Genomic DNA, 19,863 nt, shown 5'->3' with positions numbered 1-19,863 from the left:
CCGGTCTTGAAAGTGCGATTCGCCATAAGACGAATCCTACATCAACTCCCAAAAAGCAACATTCTTGCCCAGCCTCGTCGGGCAAAACAGTGGCAGAATGGCATCATCGCGATCACCGTGAGCATCCGGCCCGCCCGGCCATGGGCGCCTCGCGGCAGCTCCGCGTAAATCCCGCATCGACATCTGAAAATCGCAACCGCCGCGCAAAGCGCGATCGGCTTCGCTTCACGCGAGCCCGCGCGTGCACCGGCAAGGGACACATCGACATGACGACAGCTCTGGAACACACCAGCACGACATCCATCGCGGCGAACGGTTACGGCAGACCGGCAAGCCCGCGGATCAGGCTGCATCGGCGGCGCATTGCGATCGACCATCCCGATCAGCAAGCCGGCGAGCGCCTGCTCGCCGACGCCCTCGGCGCGGTCGATCGCGACGCGCTGCAAGGCATCCTGAAGCAGCTCATGAAGGCGAGCGTGATCGGGCAGAAGCCGGACGAGGCCAATCTCGCCTTCATGGTCTCGATGATGAAGAGCATCGCGCCCAGGGATTCCATCGAGGCCATGCTCGCGGCGCAGATGGTGGCGGTTCACGCCATGGCGATGCGCTCCGCCTGCCGCCTTGCCTTCACCGACGACCTTGCGCAACAGGAAAGCGCCACGCGCGCCCTGACCCGGCTGGCCCGCACCTTCGCAGCACAGACCGAGGCCCTGAGCCGCCATCGCAACAGCGGCGAGCGCGCGATCACCGTGCAGAACCTGTCGGTGCAGGACGGCGGCAAGGCGATCGTGGGGAACCTCACGCAGCATGCGAATGTGATCGTTGCGGAGAGCCAGAGCGAAGCAAGACAAGGTAGTGTCGTATGACCGGCCACACCCGCAACACCCTCCGGATGCGGGCCAGTCCGCGCTGTGGCGCCATGACCCGCAACGGCACGGCCTGCCGTTCGCCGGCCGCGCACGGCAAGGCGCGCTGCCGCATGCACGGCGGCGCACCGGGATGCGGCGCGCCGCCAGGAAACCGGAACGCGCGCAAGCATGGACGGTTCGCTGGGGAAGCGATCAGCGAGCGAAGGCAGATCGGTTCTCTGCTGGGCGACGCGCACAAACTGCTGAAGGAGCTGGCCTGATCTGCGCAGCCGCGTCATCCAGCGGTCACAGCGGCGCGTCGCCGGTATATCGGCCAGCCAAAAGACCGTCAAGGCGACCGGCAGCCCTCACCTGTCCTGCCGTCCGACAGCGCCGCCAAGAAACAGCTTCCATGCCTTGTCGAAATACAGCTTCCGCTCCTTGGCCGAGGCGAGCGGCTTGAATCCGAACATCGCCAGCGTGGTCGGGCCGACGATGATGCTGTTGATGAGAAAGTCGGTCAGGAAGTTCGTATCGCCCGAGACGAGGCGCTGATCGGACTGGGCTTTGGTCACGGAGGCCCGCAGCAGCGACATGATGGCGTCCGGCGCCGGCTCGGCGTCGTTTCCGGGAGCCACCATCATCTCGCTCGCGGCGATCCTCTTGAAAGCCACCAGCTCCGGATCGAGATTGATGTCGAGGAGACAACTCGCCAGCTCCTTGAGCTGCGCCAGGCTGTTCTGACCCGACTGCCTGACTTGAAGATCGGCAAGGAGCGCCATGATGCGGCGGCGGCTCCGCTCGAGCACGGCATCGAAGATCGCGCGCTTCGATGGGTAGCGCCGGTAGATGGTATCCTTGCCGGCGCCGCATTCCGAGACGACGCGCTCCATGGATGTCGCAGCATAGCCGTCCCTGGCGAACAATTCTGCCGCAACCGAAAGGATCCGGTCTTCGATCGCCTGCGCTTCCGCCTTGGTCGGCCGGCCGCCACGGCCTTCCCGCCTTGCGCCGACACGCTTGCTGACGGGTGCCTTGGCGGATGTCCTGCTGCGCTTGCCGGTCTTCACTGCCGTCTTCATGCCTTCCCCTGCGAGGTCCCGGAATCATCCGCTGGACTTTTAATAGTTCTAAATACTCGAAAATGCCAACCGCATAACTGGACAGTTCCGTCCCGTTTTGTTTTAAGCCGGTCCGCAGATTTTGGTTGGGGTTTTGAAATGGGAATGACCGGGGGATCGCAGCGGACTCTGCGAGGTGCGGCACTTTTGCTTGGTTCTACTGCTTTTCTGGCGTTCGACGTGCCGGCCTTTGCGCAAAACACCGCGCTGCCGCCGGTCACGGTGGACGCACCGCAAGCGCAACGGGCGGCGCGCAACGTCGCATCACAGCGTCAACAGGTGACGACGCGGCGCAGCGCCCGGGCGAGGAGCAATCCGACGGCACCGGCGCCGGCTGCTCCAGCAGCGGCATCCACATCAGGCCGGCAGGACACGCGCGACCGGGTGCTTGCCACCAACCAGTCGACGGCGACGAAGACGTCCACGCCCGTACTGGAGACTCCGCAATCGGTCACCACGGTAACGCGCCGGCAGATCGACGAGCAGAATCCGCAGACCGTCGGCAATGCCCTCAGATACTCGGCAGGCGTCCTCTCCGAAGTGGATGCGACCACGCGCTATGACAGCGTGTTCCTGCGCGGCATCGGCGGCTTCGGCATCTCGACCAATTTCGTCAGCTTCCTGGATGGATTGAAGCTGCCGCGCGGCCAGGCTTTCGCGGTGACGTCGATCGACGCGTTCCTGCTCGATCGCATCGAGGTCATCAAGGGCCCCTCGGCCGTCCTGTACGGGCAGATCAGCCCCGGTGGTCTCGTCAATCTGGTCAGCCGCCAGCCGAGCGACGTCCCCTACAACGAGGTGCGCATCGAAGGCGGCAGCTACGGCCGCATCCAGGGCGGCATCACCAGCCAGGGTTCGCTGGATGCTGCGCATCAATGGCTCTACAGCATCAGCGCGATCGGCCGGATGTCGGGCACGCGCTATGACGACGTGGACGAGCAGCGCTTTGGCGTGGCGCCGGCGATCACGTGGCGCCCGGACGCCGATACGCAGCTGACGGTATCCGGCTTCTATCAGCATGATCCCAAGGGCGGATATTTCAACTCGCTCTATCCGCAATCGCTGGCGCCGGCAGCATACCGGCCGTATCTCAATCGCAATCTGAACATCGGCGATCCCGGGTTCGATCGTTTCGACCGCGAGCAATCGGGTGTCGGCTATGTGTTCGACCGCCGCCTGAACGACGTCGTCAGCTTCCACTCGGCGCTGCGCTACGCCAAGGTCGATACCGACTTCCAGTCGCTTCAGATGTTCGGCCCGATCACCGCGGCCGGCACGATTCCCCGCGCGGCGATCCGGTCCACCGAGAGCGCCGACGGCATCGCCGCAGACAACCGCCTGCGCTTCGACTTCAGGACATCAGAGGTCGAGCACACCGTGCTCGCCGGCTGGGACCAGCAGAACGCGCGCAGCTCATGGCTCTATCAGTTCGGCGCCGCAACCTCGCTCGACGTCGTGAACCCCGCTTATTATCAGCCGGTGGGAACGCTGTTTCCGTTCATCAACAACGACCAGTCGCTGTCGCAGACCGGCATCTACGTCCAGGACCAGATGAAGTTCGGCGGCTTTCGCCTGACGCTCGGCACGCGGCACGACTGGACCGAGCAGAACAACGACAACCGGATCTCGCTGGCCAAGACGTCGCAGGACAGCGACAAGCAGACCTATCGCGCCGGTCTGCTTTATCTCTTCGATAACGGTCTGGCGCCTTACGTCAGCTATTCGACGTCGTTCGAGCCGACCATCGGTGTCGGGCCCGGCGGCCTGCCCTTCGTGCCCACGACGGGCGAGCAGTATGAAGGCGGCGTGAAATACAAGCCGGCCTTTGTCGACATGCTGTTCACCGCAGCCGTGTTCGACCTGCGCCAGCAGAACACGCTGACGCCGTCCGCTGTTGCGGGCCTCAGCGTGCAGCAGGGCGAGATCCACTCGCGCGGCGTCGAGCTGGAGGCGCGCGGCAAGCTGACCGAGAACATCGAGATCATCGCGGCCTCGACCTTCCTCGACACCAAGGTCACCCGATCGACCGACCTCACGGCGATCGGCAAGCGCCCGCAGGCCGTGCCGACGCATTTCGAGTCGCTGTGGGCCAATTACAGCTTTCTCACCGGCGGCCTCGCCGGCCTGACCATCGGCGGCGGCGTCCGTTCGGTCGGCCCGAGCTATGGCGACGACATCAACAGCCTGGTTTCGCCGGGATACGTCGTGTTCGACGCCGCAGTGCGCTACGACCTCGCCAATCTCGTGCGCGCCTGGAAGGGCGCGGAGGTCACGCTGAACGTCACCAACCTCTTCGACAAGAGCTACTACACCAGTTGCAGCTCCAACTTCTACTGCCAGTTCGGAAACGGCCGGCTCGCGCTCGCCGGCCTGCGCTACCGGTGGTGATCGCATGATGCTGTGCCGGCCATGACAGCGACACGGCTGCGGTGGTGGTCCTGGATTCACAAGTGGAGCAGCCTGATCTGCACGATCTTTGCGCTGCTCCTTTGTCTCACGGGACTGCCCCTCATCTTTCACGAGGAGCTGGGACCAAGCCCCGCGATCGACGAGGTCGCCGATTCCGGCAGCCGCGCGTCCGTGGACACGATGATCGCCCAGGCGCTCGCCGGGCGGCCGGGTGAGGTCGTGCCGTATCTGTTCTACGATCGCGAGAAACCGATCGTGAAGATACCGACGGCCGCCAGCATGACGTCTGCCCCGGACACCTTCTTCTACAAGGTGTTCGACGTCAGGACCGGCAAGGCACTCAGCGCCGACCAGCCCAATGAGGGCTTCATCTATGTCATGCTGCGGCTTCATGCCGATTTGTTTGCCGGCATCAAGGGCACGCTGTTCCTCGGAGGCATGGGACTGTTGCTGGCCGTATCGATCGTCTCTGGCATGGTCCTGTACGGGCCGTTTGCGCGGCGCCTCAGGTTCGGCGAGATACGCAAGCGGCACAGCCACCGGCTGCGCTGGCTCGACCTCCACAATCTGCTCGGCATCATCACGCTGGCCTGGTTCGGCATCGTCACGCTGACGGGCGTGATCAATACGCTGGCGGCGCCGATCGAGCTGATGTGGCAGTCGAACCAGTTGATCGAGATGGCGGCGCAAAACAGCGGACAGGCGCAAGACGATCGCAAGGCACCGGTCGACCTGGTGCTCGCCAGGGTCCGTGCAGCCGTGCCGGGAATGACGGTCACGACGCTCGCCTTTCCGGGCAGCCCGTTTTCCACGCCCACGCATTACGCGGCGTTCCTGACCGGCGATACGCCGCTCACGAGCCGCATCCTCAAACCGGCCATCGTCGATGCCGCCAGCGGCGAAGTCGTCGCGGTTCGCGACATGCCATGGTACGCGACGGCTCTGTTCGTGTCGCAGCCGCTGCATTTCGGCGACTACGGCGGGTTGCCGCTGAAGATCATCTGGGCGATCCTCGACATCGTCACCATGATCATCCTGATCAGCGGCCTGTATCTCTGGCTCGCCAAATGGCGCTCGGGCCGTGCTGTCGTCGACGCCGTGGGAGCAGTCCCGGCTGAGCCCGCCCAATGACGACAGGCCGGACCAGGCAAGCGCCCTGGGCGATCCCGGCGCTGCTGGCGCTCGTGACGCTGTTCGGTCTGCTCGCGGCCCTGATCGGTGAAGGGGGCTTCTGGTGGCCCCTTTCGTGGGTGACGCTGGCGGTGCCTTGCCTATGCAGCGGATATTATCTCGTTCGCGGCCTGTTGCCGCCCGAACAATCCTGACACCGCGACGACCGGCGCGCCCGGCGGAAACCGGAATGCGCGCAAGCATGGGCTGTTCGCGAGAGAAGTGATCGCCGAGCGAAGGCAGATCGATTCCTTGCTGAATGACGCGCTGAAATTGCTGCGCGAGCTGACGTAGCGGCGCCCCGGCCGGCGTTCACTTAACTTACGTTAAGGGTGTCACAAAGTTTCCTCATTTCGCACCGGTTCGCCGTCGTATTTTGGTCCAGGATTGTTCCTTCTCTGCGGCGGGGCAGGCTTCATGAACCTGGAGACCTGCGATGCGTCGTCATGTTGCGTTTGCGTTTTCCTTTACTTGCATTGTCGCGATTTCATCGGGCGCTGCCGATGCACGCCCCGCTCGATCGATCCTCGCGGCGCCGCCGCGCGAGTGCAACGTCATCATGCCCTGCGACTTCTCCGGCTCGAACATGCGCGCGACGGCATCGCGCCTTCGCGCGCCGCGCGAGGGAACGGGACGTGTTGCCGTCATGCGGGTTGCAACAGTGGAAGGTGCAGGCCAGGTCGTCGGCGGCCGTCCATCCGGCTGCCCGCGCTCCTTCTGCGGTTGCGCGGCGTCGATACGCGTGTTTGGCCACATCGTCCCGGGATTGAACCTGGCCTCCAACTGGCTGCGCTTTCCGCGAACATCGCCCGCGCCGGGAATGGTCGCCGCACGGCACGGACACGTCTTCGTTCTGGAGCAGCATGTCGGCGGAGACGTGTGGATGGCGTATGACGGCAATTCAGGAGGCCGGGCCACCCGCATCCACGCGCGATCATTGCGGGGCTATGCGGTGGTGAATCCGCGGGTCGGGTGAGCGGGCGCCTAAAGCGCGATGAGATTGCGACGAATCTCATCGCGCTTTAGGTTATTGTTTGAGCATGATCTTTTCGGAAAACCGCTTCACACATTTTCGGATCATGCTCTAGACGCCCCGCGCATTGACCTTGTCGCGCAGGCGATGACAGAGCTCGTCCAGCAGCGCCTGGAGCTTCTCGAAGTTGACCACCAGCCGGTCGGCTTGCGCGCGCTCGGTCGTGCCGGGCGCAAAAGCGCTGCGCAGGCGCATCAGATGGTTCAGCCGCTGGCGGCCGCTCGCCGCCCGGCTTTCCGCAAATTCGAGATGTTCGAGGTCACGGCTGAGCGTGTCTTCTTCCGCGATCAGCAGCTTGAGGATCGTGTCCCGGTTATGAGGCGGCAGATCGTTCCCGTTCAGAAGGCCGATATAGTGGTCGATGTTGGCGCGAGCGACATATCCTTGCATGACGCTTCTCCCGGTCGATCTCGGCATGCCAGCACAAAGGGGTAATCGAGGCAAGCGACTGATGCGTGCGCTCGCGGCACCGCGGAGATCGCCGACGGCAGATTAGTCCGACGCCTCACCCTCGCGGCGCTGTTGCGGCGCCTCGAACGGTTTCGAAATTGGCGCGCTGCAGCGCGGCTCGTCTCTCCGCGATGGCATTGCTCAACAGCTCAAGCACCAGCCCAAATGCCGCGAGTTCTTCTTCCTCGATAGCGCCATCATCGTAGCATTCGAGCGTTTCATGGATGATGGCGTCGGCCTCACGCTGCAGAGACAGAAGCTCCTGGTTGGAGTCCGCGGTTCGCGCGCTAGAAACCATGGTCAGGATTCTCTTGCGATGGCTGGTGTTTTCCTCCCTTTCGTCGCGATTCAGATAGCGACGCAACCAGGCGACGGCCGAAGCGATCCCGGAGAGCAGAAGGAGCCCGAACCAGAAGTAATCGCCATACCGGTCGAGGAAGGTGCGTTCATTGCCGTCGATCACCGCCGCCGCCCCCCGATGTACCGGCAGCTCGGTGTCCTTCTCGAGGTCCGGCTTGGTGATGTGGGCAGCACCCGGCACCTGCCTCGCGATCGCCTGACGTACGGCAAAGAGCTGCCGAAAAAAGGCGGCCACAGTCGTTTCAGACAAGGTCTTTTTTGCCACGATGAAGTGACTGACGCTGACCGTCTCAACCTTGTCGCCCGGCCAGGCTGGATCCGCATTGAAGACGCTGGGTGGAATCTCCTCCGATTCATACCGGGGGTGCTTTAAGGCGATCGCTTCCGACGTCTCGATGGCGAGAAACTTCGGCTCGCCACGCGTGCGCGCCGTTGCAGCGACGGCGTCCGAAGTGATCTTGCTATCGAGCGGCCCGACCGCCATGAATGCATCGAGGCTCGCATCGCGCGCCAGTTCGTCGATGCGGTCCGTGCCAAAGTGCGTTATCGCGACCTTGTCCGCCGCTACGCCGGAGCTGCTCAGGACGACCCGCAGCAAGGCGGCATTCGCCGCGGTCCGCCCGATGACACCGACATGGCGTCCGGCGAGATCGGCGACTTCCTTGATTTTCGGCGAGTGCTTCCTTTTCGAGTTCTTGCCCGCAAGTCCGGACGGCGCCCAAAGCACAACGAAGTTTTTGCGCACGACCGCAACGGCCTGCGCCTCGGCAGGCATGTCCAGGTCGCCGCGACCGACGGCCAGGTCGGCTTTGCCGGCGCCAAGCAGGGCAAGAGACTCCGCCGCGCCCTCGGTTTTGATCGGGGACAGCCGGACAGTTCGACTCTCGCTGCCGAAGGCATCGGCCATCGCCTGGACGACCTTCTCATCGTCGCTGCCAGGCGGCCCGACGGCAATCCGGAGCGTCTCCGGCCGCAACGCGTAATAGAGCGCACCCGTTGCGGCGCCAAAAACAAGAAATCCAACTGCGAGGGCCAGCAGTAGGGAATTGCTTCTTCTCCGCTCTCGGCGGGCCGCCTCACCGGTCGTCTGACTTGTACTCTCGGACGAAGACATTGCCGCTGCCGCAGATCAGGGTGCTTGCCGATTCCAAGCATACCGCGTTTTCCCGAGAACAACGTCTTGGCGGCCCGCTTGGTTCATATTGACTGATGCCTGCAATCGCCGGGCATCCCCCTTCGAGAACGACCCCCGGCCCGTTTCTGGACTGATCTGCCCCCACGTCTGGTCGGCTCTGCGCCGACATGCACCTCCCGCTGTTGGCACGCGCCCTCCGATCGTGTAACGGCACCAAAAAGCTTGTCGGGACGGATGCTCAATGGGTGCTGCCAGTGATAACGCGGGCGATGCCAGCCGCGCGCTGATCTTCGCGCTGGTGGCGCTCGCCTGCGGGCACATGCTCTCGACCTTGCTGCGCACGATTCCGGCCGTCAGTCTCGACCTGATGGCGTCGGATTTCCGCATCGAGCCGCAGGCGCTGGCGAGCCTGACCTCCGTCTATCATTTTGCCTTTGCGGCCTCGCAGATCCCGGTCGGCGCGGCGATGGACCGGTTTGGCGTGCGGCCGGTGTCGCTCGGCCTGCTGGCAGGAACCGTGTTCGGCGCGGTGGCCTCGGGGTTTGCGACGGGACCTTCGAGCTTTGCGGTCGGGCAGTTCATGCTGGGCGTCGCGACCTCGGGCATGCTGATGTGCCCGATGACGCTCGCGGCCAAGCAATTGTCCGCCGCGCGGTTCGGATTGTGGTCGGGCGCCATCCTCTCGATCGGCAATATCGGCATGCTGCTGTCGTCGAGCCCGCTCGCCTTCGTGATCGACCATTATGGCTGGCGGGCGGGGTTCTGGATCTCCGCGATCGGCGGCGTCCTCGTCGCGCTCGCGGTGTTCGTGCTGGTGCCGAGCCAGCCGGCCGAGCACAAGGACGACTCCTCGCCGCTGTCGCAGATGATCGAGGTGTTAAGGCTCGGCCTGTCGCGGCCGCTGCGCGGCGTGATCGCGCTGGCGCTGGTGTCGCTGGCGAGCTCGCTGGTGCTCCGCGGCCTGTGGGGCGGGCCATGGCTGATGGAGGTCAAGGGACTGACGCGGGTCGAGGCCGGCAACCAGCTCGGCGCGTTCACGCTGGCGATGATCGCAGGTCCCCTGATCGTCGGCATGATCGACCGCAGGCTCGGCCGCCGCCGCGAGCTGGTCGCCGGCACGCACGCGTTCGCCGCCCTGCTGCTCGCGCTGATGGCACTTGGCGCACCGCACTTTGCCGTTGCATGGCTGTTCGGCGTGACCGTCATGCCGCCGTACTACGATCTGGCACTGTTCGTGCTGATCGGGCTCTTCACCTCCGCGCAGCCGCTGCTGTTCGGCATGTCCAGGCAACTCGTCGACGCGCAGGTCGCAGGGAAAGCGCTCGCGGCCGTCAACCTCGCCTTCTTTCTCGGCACGGCGCTGATGCAGTCCGTCACCGGCGCGGTGGCGGCGCTCGCGGGGCTGCCGGCCGTGCTGCTGTTCATGGCGGCCGCGCTGGTGTTCGGCGTGCTGATCTTTTTGACTTATACGACGTCGAATTCGTAGGATGGGTAGAGCGAAGCGAAACCCATTCTTCTTGCCGGGAAGTGATGGGTTTCGCGAAGAGCTCTACCCATCCTACGCGTTCGCGCCGCGCCGCTATCTGCATCAAGGGAATTCCAGTCCATGCCTGTCGACCACAAAGCCGCCACCGATCGTCTCATGCGCTTCCTCACTGTAGAGGGCGTCACCGGACAGGAGGCGGCAATCGGGCGTGAGCTCACCGCCGCGCTGAAGGAGGCCGGCGTGCCGGCGAAGGCGATCCGGCTCGACGATGCCAATACGCGCATTCCCGTGCCGACCGAAACCGGCAACCTCATCGTCGACCTGCCCGGCCGCGGCGCGCTGCACAACCAGCCGCGCATCATGTTCATGACCCACATGGACACGGTGCCGCTCTGCGCCGGCGCCAAGCCGAAGAAGTCCGGACGCAAGATCGTCAACGAGGCAAAGACCGCGCTCGGCGGCGACAATCGCTGCGGCTGCGGCGTGCTGGTGACGCTGGCGGCCGAATTGGCAAAACAGAAGCTCGATCATCCGCCGATCACACTGCTGTTCTGCGTGCGCGAGGAGAGCGGGCTCTATGGCGCGCGCCACGTCAAGCTGGACGAGCTCGGCAAGCCGGTGATGGCGTTCAACTATGACGGCGGCTCGGCTTCCAACGTCGTGATCGGCGCCGTCGGCGCCGACCGCTGGACCGTCGAGATCTTTGGCCGCGCCTCGCATGCGGGCGTCGCGCCCGAGCGCGGCATCTCCTCGACCATGATCATGGCCCTCGCGCTCGCCGAGGTGAAGGCCGGCGGCTGGTTCGGCAAGGTGGTGAAGGGCAAGCAGCAAGGCACCAGCAATGTCGGCCCCGTCACCGGCGGCGAAGGCCGCCCCGCGGGTGATGCCACCAACGTCGTCACCGACTACGTCCATGTGCGCGGCGAATGCCGCAGCCACGACGGAAAATTCTTCAAGGAGATCACGAAGGCCTACAAGGCCGCGTTCGAGAAGGCGGCCAAGAAGGTGACCAACGCGCAAGGCAAGTCCGGCAAGGTCAAGTTCAAGGCCGAGACCGACTATTATCCGTTCCGCATGAAGGAGAACCTCCCCGTGGTCCGACGCGCGATCGAGGCGGTGTCTGCCGTGGGCGGAACCCCGAACGTGCGCGCCGCCAATGGCGGCCTCGACGCCAACTGGATGGTCCGCCACGGCATTCCGACCGTCACCTTCGGCGCCGGCCAGAACGAGGCGCATACGGTCGACGAATGGATCAATCTCGACGAATATGATCGCGCGTGTGCGCTGGCGCTGCAGGTTGCGACGATGCGGTGAGTCAGGTTCGCAGGGTGGGTTAGCCCCGCGGATTGCGCGAAGCGCAAACCGCTAGGCGTAACCCACCACTGTTGGTATCCGCAAAGACAGAAGTGGTGGGTTACGCCAGCGGACTGCGCTTCGCGCGGCCGCCAGCTAACCCACCCTACGAAGAAGAGCCCCGGAATGACGAGGGAGAGGCAACGCGCATTGCTGCACGCGGGGCATTCGCTGGCGCTTGATGCTTCGGCCCAATATTCGGCTATGCTGGCTGCAAGCCGGCCCTCCCAGTGAAAGATCCCCTGCCTTGACACCCGAGCTGCACCAGAAACTGACCGCGTGGCGCCGGCATCTGCATGCCCACCCCGAACTGTCCCTCCAGGAGAAGGCCACCGCCGCCTTCGTGCAGGACAAGCTCACCGAGCTCGGCATTCCGTTCGAGGCTGATGTCGGCGGCCATGGCATCGTCGCAACGTTGCGGCGCGGATCTGCGCAGGGCCGCGTCGGCCTGCGCGCCGACATGGATGCGCTGCCGATCACCGAGGATACCGGCCTACCCTACGCCTCGACGACACCGGGCGTGATGCATGCCTGCGGTCATGACGGGCACACCGCCTCGCTGCTCGGCGCGGCGGCGCTGCTCGCTGCCGATACCGACTGGAGCGGCACGGTCCACTTCATCTTCCAGCCGGCCGAGGAAGGTTACGGCGGCGCGCGCACGATGGTCGCGGACGGGCTGCTCGAGCGTTTTCCGATGGAACGGGTGTTCGGCTTCCACAACTGGCCCGGCCTTCAGGCCGGCAGCATCGCGGTGCATGACGGCGTCGTCATGGCCTCCGGCGGGCGCGTCACCATCACCATCGAGGGCCATGCGGGACACGCCGGCATGCCGCATCTGACGCGCGATCCGGTGATGGCCGCCGGCCACCTGATCGTCGCGCTGCAATCGGTCGTTTCGCGCAGCGTCGATCCGCTCGACACCGCAGTGCTCTCGCTGTGCACGATCGAGGGCGGCACCGCGCCGAACCAGATCGCGGGCAAGGTGGTGATCCGCGGCACGCTGCGGTTTCATCGCGAGGAGATCAAGGACACCATCCTCAGTGGGATCGAACGGACCTGCGCCGGCATCGCCACCAGCTTCGGCGTCAAGGTCACGCCCGAGATCGTCATGGGCGTCGGCATTGTCATCAACACCCCGGCCGAGGCCGGCCTCGCGCGCCTCGCCGCCGAGAAGGTGCAGGCACCCGTTCGCCGCGATCTCGCACCGAGCATGGCCGGCGAGGACTTCGCCTTCTACCTCAAGCACCGGCCCGGCGCCTTCGTCTGGATCGGCAACGGCGAATTGCGCGACGGCGCCGAGCTGCACGGCCCGCGCTACGATTTCAACGACGCGATCCTTCCCGTCGCATCCAGCTGGATGGCCGAGGTCGCCAAGACGGCGCTGAGCGCGAACTAGCATGCGAAGGGCGGCGGGCCTGGCGCTCGCCGCCTCCGGCATGGTCAGCAGCCGCGACAGATGACCAGCTTGCGATCGATCTCCTCGTCGAGACGTCGCAGCTCGGCGTCGACGGGCGAGGCCTGCACAGGCTCGAGCAGGTCGCTGGGCCGCGGCTGCCGGTGTCCGACGGGAGCTTGCCGGAACAGGTCCGCGAACCTTGTCGGGGCGAGACTGCCGGGCGGGACGATCATCGAGCGGGCGCCGGCGCGCGCGCCCTCTCCCGCCCTGAGGCTCGAAACCGGCCAGAACAACACCGTAGCTGCGACGATGGTCACACCAAGTCTGATCGACATCATTCTTCTCCTATCGCGGTGACATTGCGAAGCCGCGCCTGCCGGGAATAGGAGATGCCGGCTACCCGGCCATGTCGCCTGCGATGCTATCGCGTTACGGCTGAAACCGCCTGCGGGTCATGCTTCAGGAAACTCCGGCTATGCGCCTCGACCTGCCGCCCGTCGCGGACGAGGCGAGGCTGCGCGCCAGCACGCCGGCGAGCTCCGACGACACCAGCGGGTGATGAACGAGCTCGGTGATGCCCGACGTCTCGAGCGAAGGCATCGCCAGGTCGCGCGTCGAGGGCGCCGCCAGGATGATCGGCAGAGCCGGCGCGGCATCATGCAACGCCGCCGCGACGTCGAGCGAGGAACCTCCGGGCAGATGACACACCAGCGCCACGTCGAAGCGGGCGTGCGCGGCGCGGCAGGCGGCGATCGCTTCCGCAAGCCTGGTGAAGCCGACGGGCTCATAGCCGAGCGCCGCGAGGATCTCCTCATAGCGCAACAAGCGGCGGCGATCGGTGTCGATCACGAGCACGGTTTCGCCGGCGCCAAGCAGCGCCGGATCGGAGCCGTGCGAAGCCGGCTGCGGCTCGTCGGGCACGCCCGATGGCAGCCAGACGTCGAAGCGCGTGCCGGCGTCCGGCCGGCTCTGCACCGCGATCGCGCCGCCATGTTGCTCGACGATCTCGCGCACCGTCGCGAGCCCAAGGCCGTTGCCGTCCGGGCGGGTGGTGAAGAACGGCTCGAAGATCCGCTCCAGCGTCGCCTCGTCCATGCCGGGACCGGGATCGGTGACCGAAATGACGATGAAGCGGCCAGGGCCGACATCGCTGCGCCCAACCGGCAGCGGCCTTGCGAGATCGCACGCCTTGATGCGGAGCTCGATACGGCCAGGCTCCTTCATCGCTTGCGCGGCGTTGTTGCACAGATTCAGGATCACCTGCTGCAATTGGGCCGGCTCCCCGGTCACGACGGGCGCTTCGGCCGTTTCGTTCACCTCGAGCCTGACATAGGAAGGCAGCGACGCGGCGAGCAGCGACCTGGTCTCGTCGATCAGGGTCTTGACGCACACACGCTCCCGCCTGCCCTCGCCGCGGCGGCCGAAGCTGAGAATCTGTTCGACCAGCTCGCGCGCCCGCTCGCCGGCCCGGCGGATCTCGGCGAGACTTGCGGCAGGCCGGCTTCCCGACGGAATGCGCGCGTCGGCCATTTCGGCATAGCCGAGAATTGCACCGACGATATTGTTGAAGTTGTGGGCGATGCCGCTGGCAAAGGTTCCGATGGTCTCCATGCGGCGCGCCTGCTGCAGGCTCGCCTGGAGACGCTCCTTCTCGCCCTCGAGCCGGGCCCGCCTGATCGCGTTGCCGATCGCGTCGAAGGCCATGCGAAACAGCGAGACCTCGGACCAGTATCTGAGCGCCCCTCCGTGCACGGCGTCGAAGCCGAGAATGCCGTCGCGGCTTTTGTGCGCCGCCATGATGCAGAGCCAGCCGCTCACGCCGGCTTCGGCGAGCAGGTTCATCGCCTCGTGGGGATGCGAAGCGCTCACCTTGGGGATGTAGATGATGCCGTCGTCGCCGCCGTCGGATCGCAACGCGAGGCCCAGCACCCGTTGCGGCCAGCCCTGCTCGAACCCGACGCCGTCGCGGGACCAGCGGTAGCTGTGCGTCGTCGCGCCGACCTCGCAGACAAAATAGGCACGGTCCGCGCCGATGCATCCGGCAAGCTGGTGAAGCGCCATCTCGACATCCGCGGCGATCCGCTCGCTGCTCGAGTTGATGAACAGCATCGAGATGTTGGCGATCACATGCTCGAACGCGGCGCGGCGGCGCAGCGTCACGGCCCGTTTGCGCAGCAGCATGCCGAAATAGATGATGCCGGAGAGCAGCAGCAGCGAGGTGATGTATTGCAACAAACGCGTCTTGCGCGCCGAGGCGCGCGCGGCGTGCTGGCGCTTCAGGATGACCGCCAGCATGGCATCCTGGTCGCGGTTGTTGGAATCGGCGACGAGCGTCCTCAGGATGGTGTCGATATCGGGCAGCAGGTCATGCAGCATCTGTCCGTGGGTCAGCAGCGCCCGGACCGAATCCTTCTCCGCCGGCGGCGCCTGCAGTTGCGCCAGCTCTTCCAGGCGGTCCTCGACCTGGCGCGCAGCAGCGTCCGAGGTGTCGAGCGTCAGGCGCAGCATGGCGGCCGCCAGCGCGGAGGCGGCCGTCACCAGCGGCCGGGAGTCCGACTCGGCCAGCTTGTCGCTGAACAGGCCGAAATAGGCGAAGGAGTTCTGCAGCAACGCATTCCTGCTTTTGAACCGCTCGATCAGGCTCTCTTGCCGGCCGGCTCGCGCCGACAGGACGTCGATGGCCCTCGTCTGCTCGGCGTCGAGGCCCGCCGTGTCGCGCAGCCGCGTCAAGGCATCGTCATAGGCATTCACCATCTGCACCAGCGCGTCGTAATTGCGCGACAAGCCGGCGCGCGCGGTGAGGACTTCCCTGGTCATCCCGCGTTCGAACCGGGTGAAATCCCCGAGCGCCTCCAGCTGGCTGTCATAACGCGCCGAATTGACGTTCAGCCCGTTCAACAAGAGCCAGGTGAGAAGCGCGAGCACGAACGCGACACTGACCACCGCAGGAGCTGATCTCATGGCGAGCCACCGACGGGCGTGCCGCGATAGGTCCCGGTCAGGCTGTTGAGGAAGGCGACGAGCGCGCTGGCCTGCCGGTCCGTCAGCGTCGCGTTCAACTGCGCCAGCGCCATCCTGCGAACCGCGTCCTCGAGCGTCGGCGCGCTGCCGTCATGAAAATAAGGGGCCGTCGTCGCGACGTTGCGCAGGCTCGGCACGCGCAGGATTTTCGGCTCGGGCGACGCCAGGGGGTGGAATATGCCGTGCCGCTCGAACAGATTGCCGCCGACGTTGACGCCCTGGTGGCAGGCCGAGCAACCCAGCGACTTGAACAGGCGGTAGCCGTCGAGTTCCTCGGCCGACAGGGCTGCGTCGTCGCCCTCCAGCCAGCGATCGAACCTGCCGCCCGGCGTGAGCAGCGTGCGCTGATAGCTTGCGAGCGCGTCGACGACGTCGCCGCTGTCGGGGCGCCTTCCATAGGCCGCGACGAAACGATTGCGCATGTCGGGATCGGCATCGAGCTTTGCGGTGATCTCCGCCGCGCTACTGCCCATCGTGTGCGGGCTTTCCAGCGATGCCTTGATGTCGGCCTCGACAGTGCGGAATTTTCCTTCCCAGTTGAAACGAAAGCTGAGCGTCGAATTGAAGACGGTGAGCGTGTTGAGCGCGATCTCCACCCCGTCGAGACCGACATCGTGCCGCCTCTGGCTCGCACCGTTGGTCGCGATATCGTGGCAATATTGGCAGGCGCGGGAATTGTCATGCGAGAGCCGGCGGTCGCCGAACAGCTTCTCGCCAAGCGCCGCCTTCAGCGGATCGACGGTGGGAGCCGGCGGAATCGGCGTGATCGGTTCCCCGCGGTCGAGCGCTGGTGCCGGCGGCGACTGCGACGGCGCGGGCGTGACTTCCACGCAGCACAGCAACACCGCGCAGATCGCGATCACCCCGCCCCGATAGCCGGCGCCTGGTCCGGCTCCGCGAAATCCAGTCAATAGTCGCACTGTCCGTGATATGGGGTGGAAGCGAAGGCAGTGGCACCCACTCAAGGGCTTTTGATCGACGCGCGATGATGTCCTGAACGCGGCCATCGCGAGACGAGGGGACGCAGGCCGAACAGGCTGGCCTCGAGGCCGCCCGAGATCATCGAACGGCAGGCAGCGTGGCACACGCCCAGCCCGGCGAAGGCAATGTAGACCACGTCAGCAATCACGACAGTACCTCACCATCCGCTCGATTTCCGAACGTCCGCGGATTCCGAGATCGCGCAATGTCCGGTCGTCGAGTTCCGTCAAGGCGGCGACGGCTCTCCTGACCTCGCGCTCCCGGCGCACATGCGACAGCAGAACCGTCAGCATTTCACCGGCTGAGCGCAGCCAGCTCCAGCGCCGCTCCGGTTGCGCCTCGCGCGGCAGGGCGCGATCGAATTTGACGACATTGCCGGTGCTGCACGTTCCGCGGCCATCGCCGTTCTGCACCGGCTTCTCGGGCTCGCCGGCCTCCGGATACGGCTGCCAATCCCGCCGGGCTGCGAGTATGGCGTGAACCGGCATGGCCGCGGACGGATGCAATGCGGCGCCATAGAGCGCAAACCCTTCCATGAAGGCAAAGGCCACCGACCGGATTAAGCTGACCTCCCGGTCTGGCGCCGCAGCTTGCAGCACGGGCTGCGCATCATCCGGCCGAACGGAACGGATCACACTGCGAAAATGCGTCTTCATCGTAAATCTCCCACACGCTGTTCGTGGGAGGCAATGTGCAGGCCGGGCGTTACAGCGAAATCACCGTCATCGGCAAAGGGGTTACAGTTGCAATCCCGCGGCCACGTTTCTGCTTGAGCATGACCATTTCGGAAAGCCACTGCTGCGCACTTTGCGCTAACGCGGCGCTCCAGGTCCGGATCGCGCTCTAGAACGGTTCTACGGGAACCGCGAAAACATAGCCGACGCCGCGCTCGGTCTGGATGACGCGCGGCGCACTCGGATCGGACTCCAGCTTGCGCCGCAGCCGCAGCACCTGAACGTCGATGCTGCGATCGAAGATGTCCTCATGGATACGGGTCGCCTGAAGCAGATGCTCGCGGGTCAGCGGGCGTTGCGGCGCCTCGAGGAAGGCCAGCAACAGGGCATACTCCCCCTTGCTGAGCGGAACCGGCGTTTCACTGGGATCGATGAGCTTGCGGCCGCGGCGTTCCAGCTTCCATCCGCCGAAGCGATAGCCTCCGCGCTCGGGATCGCGGGCGCGCGCGGCTCGGCCCATCTCCTGTCGCCGCAACACCGCCCGGACACGCGCCAGCAGTTCCCGCAAGGAGAACGGCTTGATGATGTAGTCGTCGGCGCCGAGCTCGAGCCCGACGATGCGGTCGATCTCATCCGGGCGATGACCGGTCGTGATGATGACAGGTACGTCGGAATGGGAACGGATTTCCCGCAGCAGGTCCAGACCGTCCTCCTGGCCGAGGCGAAGGTCGAGAATGATCAGGCTGGGCTGACTGGCTTCGAGATAGTGGTTCAGTTCAGACCTGCTGGACGCCGCCCTGGTCGGGACATTGTGCTCCTCCAGATATCTGATCACCATCTGTCGCAAGGTGGGATCGTCGTCGACGACGACGATGTGGCCAACATCTGCAAGCATACTTCTCTCTCAAAATCTGCCGTCACCAACCGGGTCACGTTCAAGATCGGCAATCATTCAAATTAGTATCAGCGACAGCCAAAAAGGTCGGCATGCGCCGCCGCTGTCCATGATGTTTCGATGACGCCATAAGCCGGTATTTCTGCGGCCAAGTCCGCAGGATGTCGCAGACGTGAACCATTGTGATCCTAGCTAATGCTACTTTTGAGCGATTCCAGTGCGCGGGCCCGCGTCATTGTTCGTCGATGACGAAGTGACTGTTCGGCGATCGCGACGGCGTGCGCGCTTCCGCCGCTGGGCTTATCCGACGCGTAAACGACGATCGCGCGCCCGGATGAGACCGGCCGCGCGAGATCATTTTGGCGGGTCGTGTCAGGAGCGGGGCAGACCCACGAGGTACTGGTAGATCGCAGCGAGCTCGTCGTCGTCCATCCGCCCGATTGGCCGCCACGGCATTTGCTCGTCGAGCCGATGTCCGTTCGGATCGACGCCCGTACGCATGGTGGCGATGAACTGCGCCTTGCTCCAGTCCTTGAGGACACCGAGATCCGGTCCGAGCGGCGGCAATTGTCCGGGCACGCCGCCTGCGAGATCCTTGCCATGACATTCGCGGCAATCCTGATAGGACAGCAGGTACCTGCCATAACGGGCTGTCGGCTCCTTCGGCGGCGCAATGATCGCACCGGTGAACACCGGCTTGGCATCCGGCAAGAGTCCCGCACCCAGCATCGCAAGGCCCAGCAGGGTGAACCGATCCGGAGGCTCGGACGTCCGCTCACCGCCTGCGGGCAGGCTGCGGATATAGGCGATCACGGCCTTGGTGTCGTCGTCACTGAGCCGGCCGGCATTGGTGAAGGACATGATCGCGAGCCATCGCCCGCGCGCGTCGACGCCATTGCGAATGGCGCGAAAGATCTCGCCGTCGGACCAATGCTTCAAGGCGCCGGCAGGGGTCAGGTTCGCGGGCACGAAGGAGCCGATGGGAAGCGGGAGATCCTTGCCGACGTCGCCGCCACCGGACAGCACGCCGCTGTTCGAGTGACATCCGGCGCAGAAGCTGTCGGCGACCGCCCTGCCGCGGGCAATCCGTTCCGGTGTCGCCTCCACCTCGAGATGGGGGATGGGCGCGGAACGAGAGTGCTGCTTGACGATGCCCGCAGCCATCAGCGCACTCGCGCCGGACAGCGCAATGGCCGGCAGTGCCGCCAGAACCACGCCGCACCATTTCAACAGGGAATTCTTTGTCTGCCAGGCGCGAACGCCCGACCAGACCAGGAGCACAACGACAGCGACCATTGCAGCCAGGGCGACAATATTCTGCATGATTCTGCATGGCGTTCTCCTCAAAAATGTTGCCTCAACGAATTCTGCGCGGTCAAATTCGCGCGATATCCCGACCGTCGATAATCATCTTCGACTCAAACCGCTGAATGCCCGCGGCGCGCCAAACGGCGCCTTGCCGGATTACGAGCGCGGCATTACCGCCCCGTTTCACGAGCGGCCGCTCGCGTTACAACTGTAACGCTTGCGC

General features: G+C 65.1%; 20 protein-coding genes. 10 read left to right on the top strand and 10 right to left on the bottom strand.

The genetic code is table 11. From position 1 onward, the window contains the following. Positions 1–266 precede the first annotated feature (266 nt). Together JQ635_RS26045 and JQ635_RS26040 are read left to right on the top strand one after the other, a co-directional pair. Positions 267–866 carry a hypothetical protein gene (locus JQ635_RS26045; RefSeq protein ID WP_211412627.1) on the top strand — a complete coding sequence of 200 codons (600 nt, stop codon included), beginning with the start codon at positions 267–269 and terminating at the stop codon, positions 864–866. Continuing rightward, a complete protein-coding gene (locus JQ635_RS26040) occupies positions 863–1,129 on the top strand; it encodes an HGGxSTG domain-containing protein (RefSeq protein ID WP_211412626.1) in 267 nt (88 codons plus the stop codon). The genes JQ635_RS26045 and JQ635_RS26040 overlap by 4 nt, the downstream gene beginning before the upstream one ends. 87 nt (positions 1,130–1,216) lie before the next feature. Here the strand turns inward: JQ635_RS26040 and JQ635_RS26035 are convergent, their stop codons facing one another. Then, a complete protein-coding gene (locus tag JQ635_RS26035; RefSeq protein ID WP_211412625.1) occupies positions 1,217–1,930 on the bottom strand; it encodes a TetR/AcrR family transcriptional regulator in 714 nt (237 codons plus the stop codon). A 186-nt stretch (positions 1,931–2,116) separates the two neighbouring features. Between JQ635_RS26035 and JQ635_RS26030 the strand changes: the two genes are divergently transcribed. The 4 genes from JQ635_RS26030 (at position 2,117) to JQ635_RS26015 (ending at position 6,524) form a co-directional block, all read left to right on the top strand. After that, positions 2,117–4,357, top strand: a complete 2,241-nt coding sequence (locus JQ635_RS26030; RefSeq protein ID WP_246583754.1) for a TonB-dependent siderophore receptor — start codon at positions 2,117–2,119, stop codon at positions 4,355–4,357. A 21-nt stretch (positions 4,358–4,378) separates the two neighbouring features. Then, positions 4,379–5,509, top strand: coding sequence for a PepSY-associated TM helix domain-containing protein (locus JQ635_RS26025; protein ID WP_211412624.1), 1,131 nt, complete (start codon positions 4,379–4,381; stop codon positions 5,507–5,509). Continuing rightward, entirely contained in the window at positions 5,506–5,703 is a 198-nt protein-coding gene (locus JQ635_RS26020) for a hypothetical protein (protein ID WP_211412623.1), read from the top strand. Before JQ635_RS26025 ends, JQ635_RS26020 begins: the two co-directional genes overlap by 4 nt. Before the next feature lie 404 nt (positions 5,704–6,107). After that, entirely contained in the window at positions 6,108–6,524 is a 417-nt protein-coding gene (locus JQ635_RS26015; RefSeq protein ID WP_349631887.1) for a hypothetical protein, read from the top strand. 108 nt (positions 6,525–6,632) lie between these two features. On the opposite strand, the gene JQ635_RS26010 is transcribed toward JQ635_RS26015, so the two are convergent. Both JQ635_RS26010 and JQ635_RS26005 read right to left on the bottom strand, forming a co-directional pair. Beyond that, positions 6,633–6,971: a hypothetical protein gene (locus tag JQ635_RS26010; protein WP_211412621.1), complete on the bottom strand. Its 339-nt coding sequence runs from the start codon at positions 6,969–6,971 to the stop codon at positions 6,633–6,635. 115 nt (positions 6,972–7,086) lie between these two features. Beyond that, complete coding sequence (locus tag JQ635_RS26005; RefSeq protein ID WP_246583753.1) at positions 7,087–8,505, bottom strand: TAXI family TRAP transporter solute-binding subunit; 1,419 nt, start codon at positions 8,503–8,505, stop codon at positions 7,087–7,089. 262 nt (positions 8,506–8,767) lie between these two features. Between JQ635_RS26005 and JQ635_RS26000 the strand changes: the two genes are divergently transcribed. From JQ635_RS26000 to JQ635_RS25990, 3 genes are all read left to right on the top strand, one after another. Beyond that, positions 8,768–10,012, top strand: coding sequence for an MFS transporter (locus JQ635_RS26000; RefSeq protein ID WP_211412620.1), 1,245 nt, complete (start codon positions 8,768–8,770; stop codon positions 10,010–10,012). Positions 10,013–10,132: 120 nt separating this feature from the next. Then, entirely contained in the window at positions 10,133–11,326 is a 1,194-nt protein-coding gene (locus JQ635_RS25995) for a M20/M25/M40 family metallo-hydrolase (RefSeq protein ID WP_211412619.1), read from the top strand. A 286-nt stretch (positions 11,327–11,612) separates the two neighbouring features. Continuing rightward, positions 11,613–12,761 (top strand): amidohydrolase, encoded by a 1,149-nt coding sequence (locus JQ635_RS25990; RefSeq protein ID WP_211412618.1) that lies wholly within the window; start codon positions 11,613–11,615, stop codon positions 12,759–12,761. Between the two features lie 44 nt (positions 12,762–12,805). Here the strand turns inward: JQ635_RS25990 and JQ635_RS25985 are convergent, their stop codons facing one another. The 7 genes from JQ635_RS25985 to JQ635_RS25955 form a co-directional block, all read right to left on the bottom strand. Continuing rightward, positions 12,806–13,096: a hypothetical protein gene (locus JQ635_RS25985; protein WP_211412617.1), complete on the bottom strand. Its 291-nt coding sequence runs from the start codon at positions 13,094–13,096 to the stop codon at positions 12,806–12,808. A gap of 124 nt (positions 13,097–13,220) precedes the next feature. Next, the gene (locus JQ635_RS25980; protein ID WP_211412616.1) at positions 13,221–15,722 is read right to left on the bottom strand and encodes a two-component system VirA-like sensor kinase; all 2,502 of its coding nucleotides are present in this window, start codon (positions 15,720–15,722) and stop codon (positions 13,221–13,223) included. Continuing rightward, positions 15,719–16,702: a cytochrome-c peroxidase gene (locus JQ635_RS25975; RefSeq protein ID WP_349631886.1), complete on the bottom strand. Its 984-nt coding sequence runs from the start codon at positions 16,700–16,702 to the stop codon at positions 15,719–15,721. The genes JQ635_RS25980 and JQ635_RS25975 overlap by 4 nt, the downstream gene beginning before the upstream one ends. A 41-nt stretch (positions 16,703–16,743) precedes the next feature. Beyond that, positions 16,744–16,911, bottom strand: a complete 168-nt coding sequence (locus tag JQ635_RS25970; protein ID WP_211412615.1) for a hypothetical protein — start codon at positions 16,909–16,911, stop codon at positions 16,744–16,746. Further along, positions 16,901–17,419 carry a DUF1127 domain-containing protein gene (locus JQ635_RS25965; protein WP_211412614.1) on the bottom strand — a complete coding sequence of 173 codons (519 nt, stop codon included), beginning with the start codon at positions 17,417–17,419 and terminating at the stop codon, positions 16,901–16,903. Before JQ635_RS25965 ends, JQ635_RS25970 begins: the two co-directional genes overlap by 11 nt. 187 nt (positions 17,420–17,606) lie before the next feature. Next, positions 17,607–18,332, bottom strand: a complete 726-nt coding sequence (locus tag JQ635_RS25960; protein WP_211412613.1) for a response regulator — start codon at positions 18,330–18,332, stop codon at positions 17,607–17,609. 372 nt (positions 18,333–18,704) lie between these two features. Continuing rightward, positions 18,705–19,655, bottom strand: a complete 951-nt coding sequence (locus tag JQ635_RS25955) for a c-type cytochrome (RefSeq protein WP_211412612.1) — start codon at positions 19,653–19,655, stop codon at positions 18,705–18,707. On the opposite strand from JQ635_RS25955, the gene JQ635_RS25950 reads away from it, so the two are divergent. Next, a complete protein-coding gene (locus JQ635_RS25950) occupies positions 19,654–19,854 on the top strand; it encodes a hypothetical protein (RefSeq protein ID WP_211412611.1) in 201 nt (66 codons plus the stop codon). The genes JQ635_RS25955 and JQ635_RS25950 overlap by 2 nt on opposite strands. Positions 19,855–19,863 lie beyond the last annotated feature (9 nt).

The sequence above is a fragment of the Bradyrhizobium iriomotense genome (assembly GCF_018130765.1).
Lineage (GTDB): Bacteria > Pseudomonadota > Alphaproteobacteria > Rhizobiales > Xanthobacteraceae > Bradyrhizobium > Bradyrhizobium iriomotense_A.
The sequence above is the reverse complement of the archived record's forward strand: the minus strand, read 5'-3'. Positions and strand labels throughout refer to the sequence as shown.

Excerpts from the sequence above, each read along its gene's own strand:
- JQ635_RS26005 (WP_246583753.1), bottom strand. The coding sequence starts at position 8,505 with ATGTCTTCGTCCGAGAGTACAAGTCAGACGACCGGTGAGGCGGCCCGC.
- JQ635_RS25955 (WP_211412612.1), bottom strand. The coding sequence starts at position 19,655 with ATGCAGAATATTGTCGCCCTGGCTGCAATGGTCGCTGTCGTTGTGCTC.
- JQ635_RS26015 (WP_349631887.1), top strand. The coding sequence starts at position 6,108 with ATGCCCTGCGACTTCTCCGGCTCGAACATGCGCGCGACGGCATCGCGC.
- JQ635_RS25995 (WP_211412619.1), top strand. The coding sequence starts at position 10,133 with ATGCCTGTCGACCACAAAGCCGCCACCGATCGTCTCATGCGCTTCCTC.
- JQ635_RS26000 (WP_211412620.1), top strand. The coding sequence starts at position 8,768 with ATGGGTGCTGCCAGTGATAACGCGGGCGATGCCAGCCGCGCGCTGATC.
- JQ635_RS26020 (WP_211412623.1), top strand. The coding sequence starts at position 5,506 with ATGACGACAGGCCGGACCAGGCAAGCGCCCTGGGCGATCCCGGCGCTG.
- JQ635_RS26040 (WP_211412626.1), top strand. The coding sequence starts at position 863 with ATGACCGGCCACACCCGCAACACCCTCCGGATGCGGGCCAGTCCGCGC.
- JQ635_RS25960 (WP_211412613.1), bottom strand. The coding sequence starts at position 18,332 with ATGCTTGCAGATGTTGGCCACATCGTCGTCGTCGACGACGATCCCACC.
- JQ635_RS26010 (WP_211412621.1), bottom strand. The coding sequence starts at position 6,971 with ATGCAAGGATATGTCGCTCGCGCCAACATCGACCACTATATCGGCCTT.
- JQ635_RS25980 (WP_211412616.1), bottom strand. The coding sequence starts at position 15,722 with ATGAGATCAGCTCCTGCGGTGGTCAGTGTCGCGTTCGTGCTCGCGCTT.
- JQ635_RS26025 (WP_211412624.1), top strand. The coding sequence starts at position 4,379 with ATGACAGCGACACGGCTGCGGTGGTGGTCCTGGATTCACAAGTGGAGC.
- JQ635_RS26035 (WP_211412625.1), bottom strand. The coding sequence starts at position 1,930 with ATGAAGACGGCAGTGAAGACCGGCAAGCGCAGCAGGACATCCGCCAAG.
- JQ635_RS26045 (WP_211412627.1), top strand. The coding sequence starts at position 267 with ATGACGACAGCTCTGGAACACACCAGCACGACATCCATCGCGGCGAAC.
- JQ635_RS25965 (WP_211412614.1), bottom strand. The coding sequence starts at position 17,419 with ATGAAGACGCATTTTCGCAGTGTGATCCGTTCCGTTCGGCCGGATGAT.
- JQ635_RS25950 (WP_211412611.1), top strand. The coding sequence starts at position 19,654 with ATGATTCTGCATGGCGTTCTCCTCAAAAATGTTGCCTCAACGAATTCT.
- JQ635_RS25985 (WP_211412617.1), bottom strand. The coding sequence starts at position 13,096 with ATGTCGATCAGACTTGGTGTGACCATCGTCGCAGCTACGGTGTTGTTC.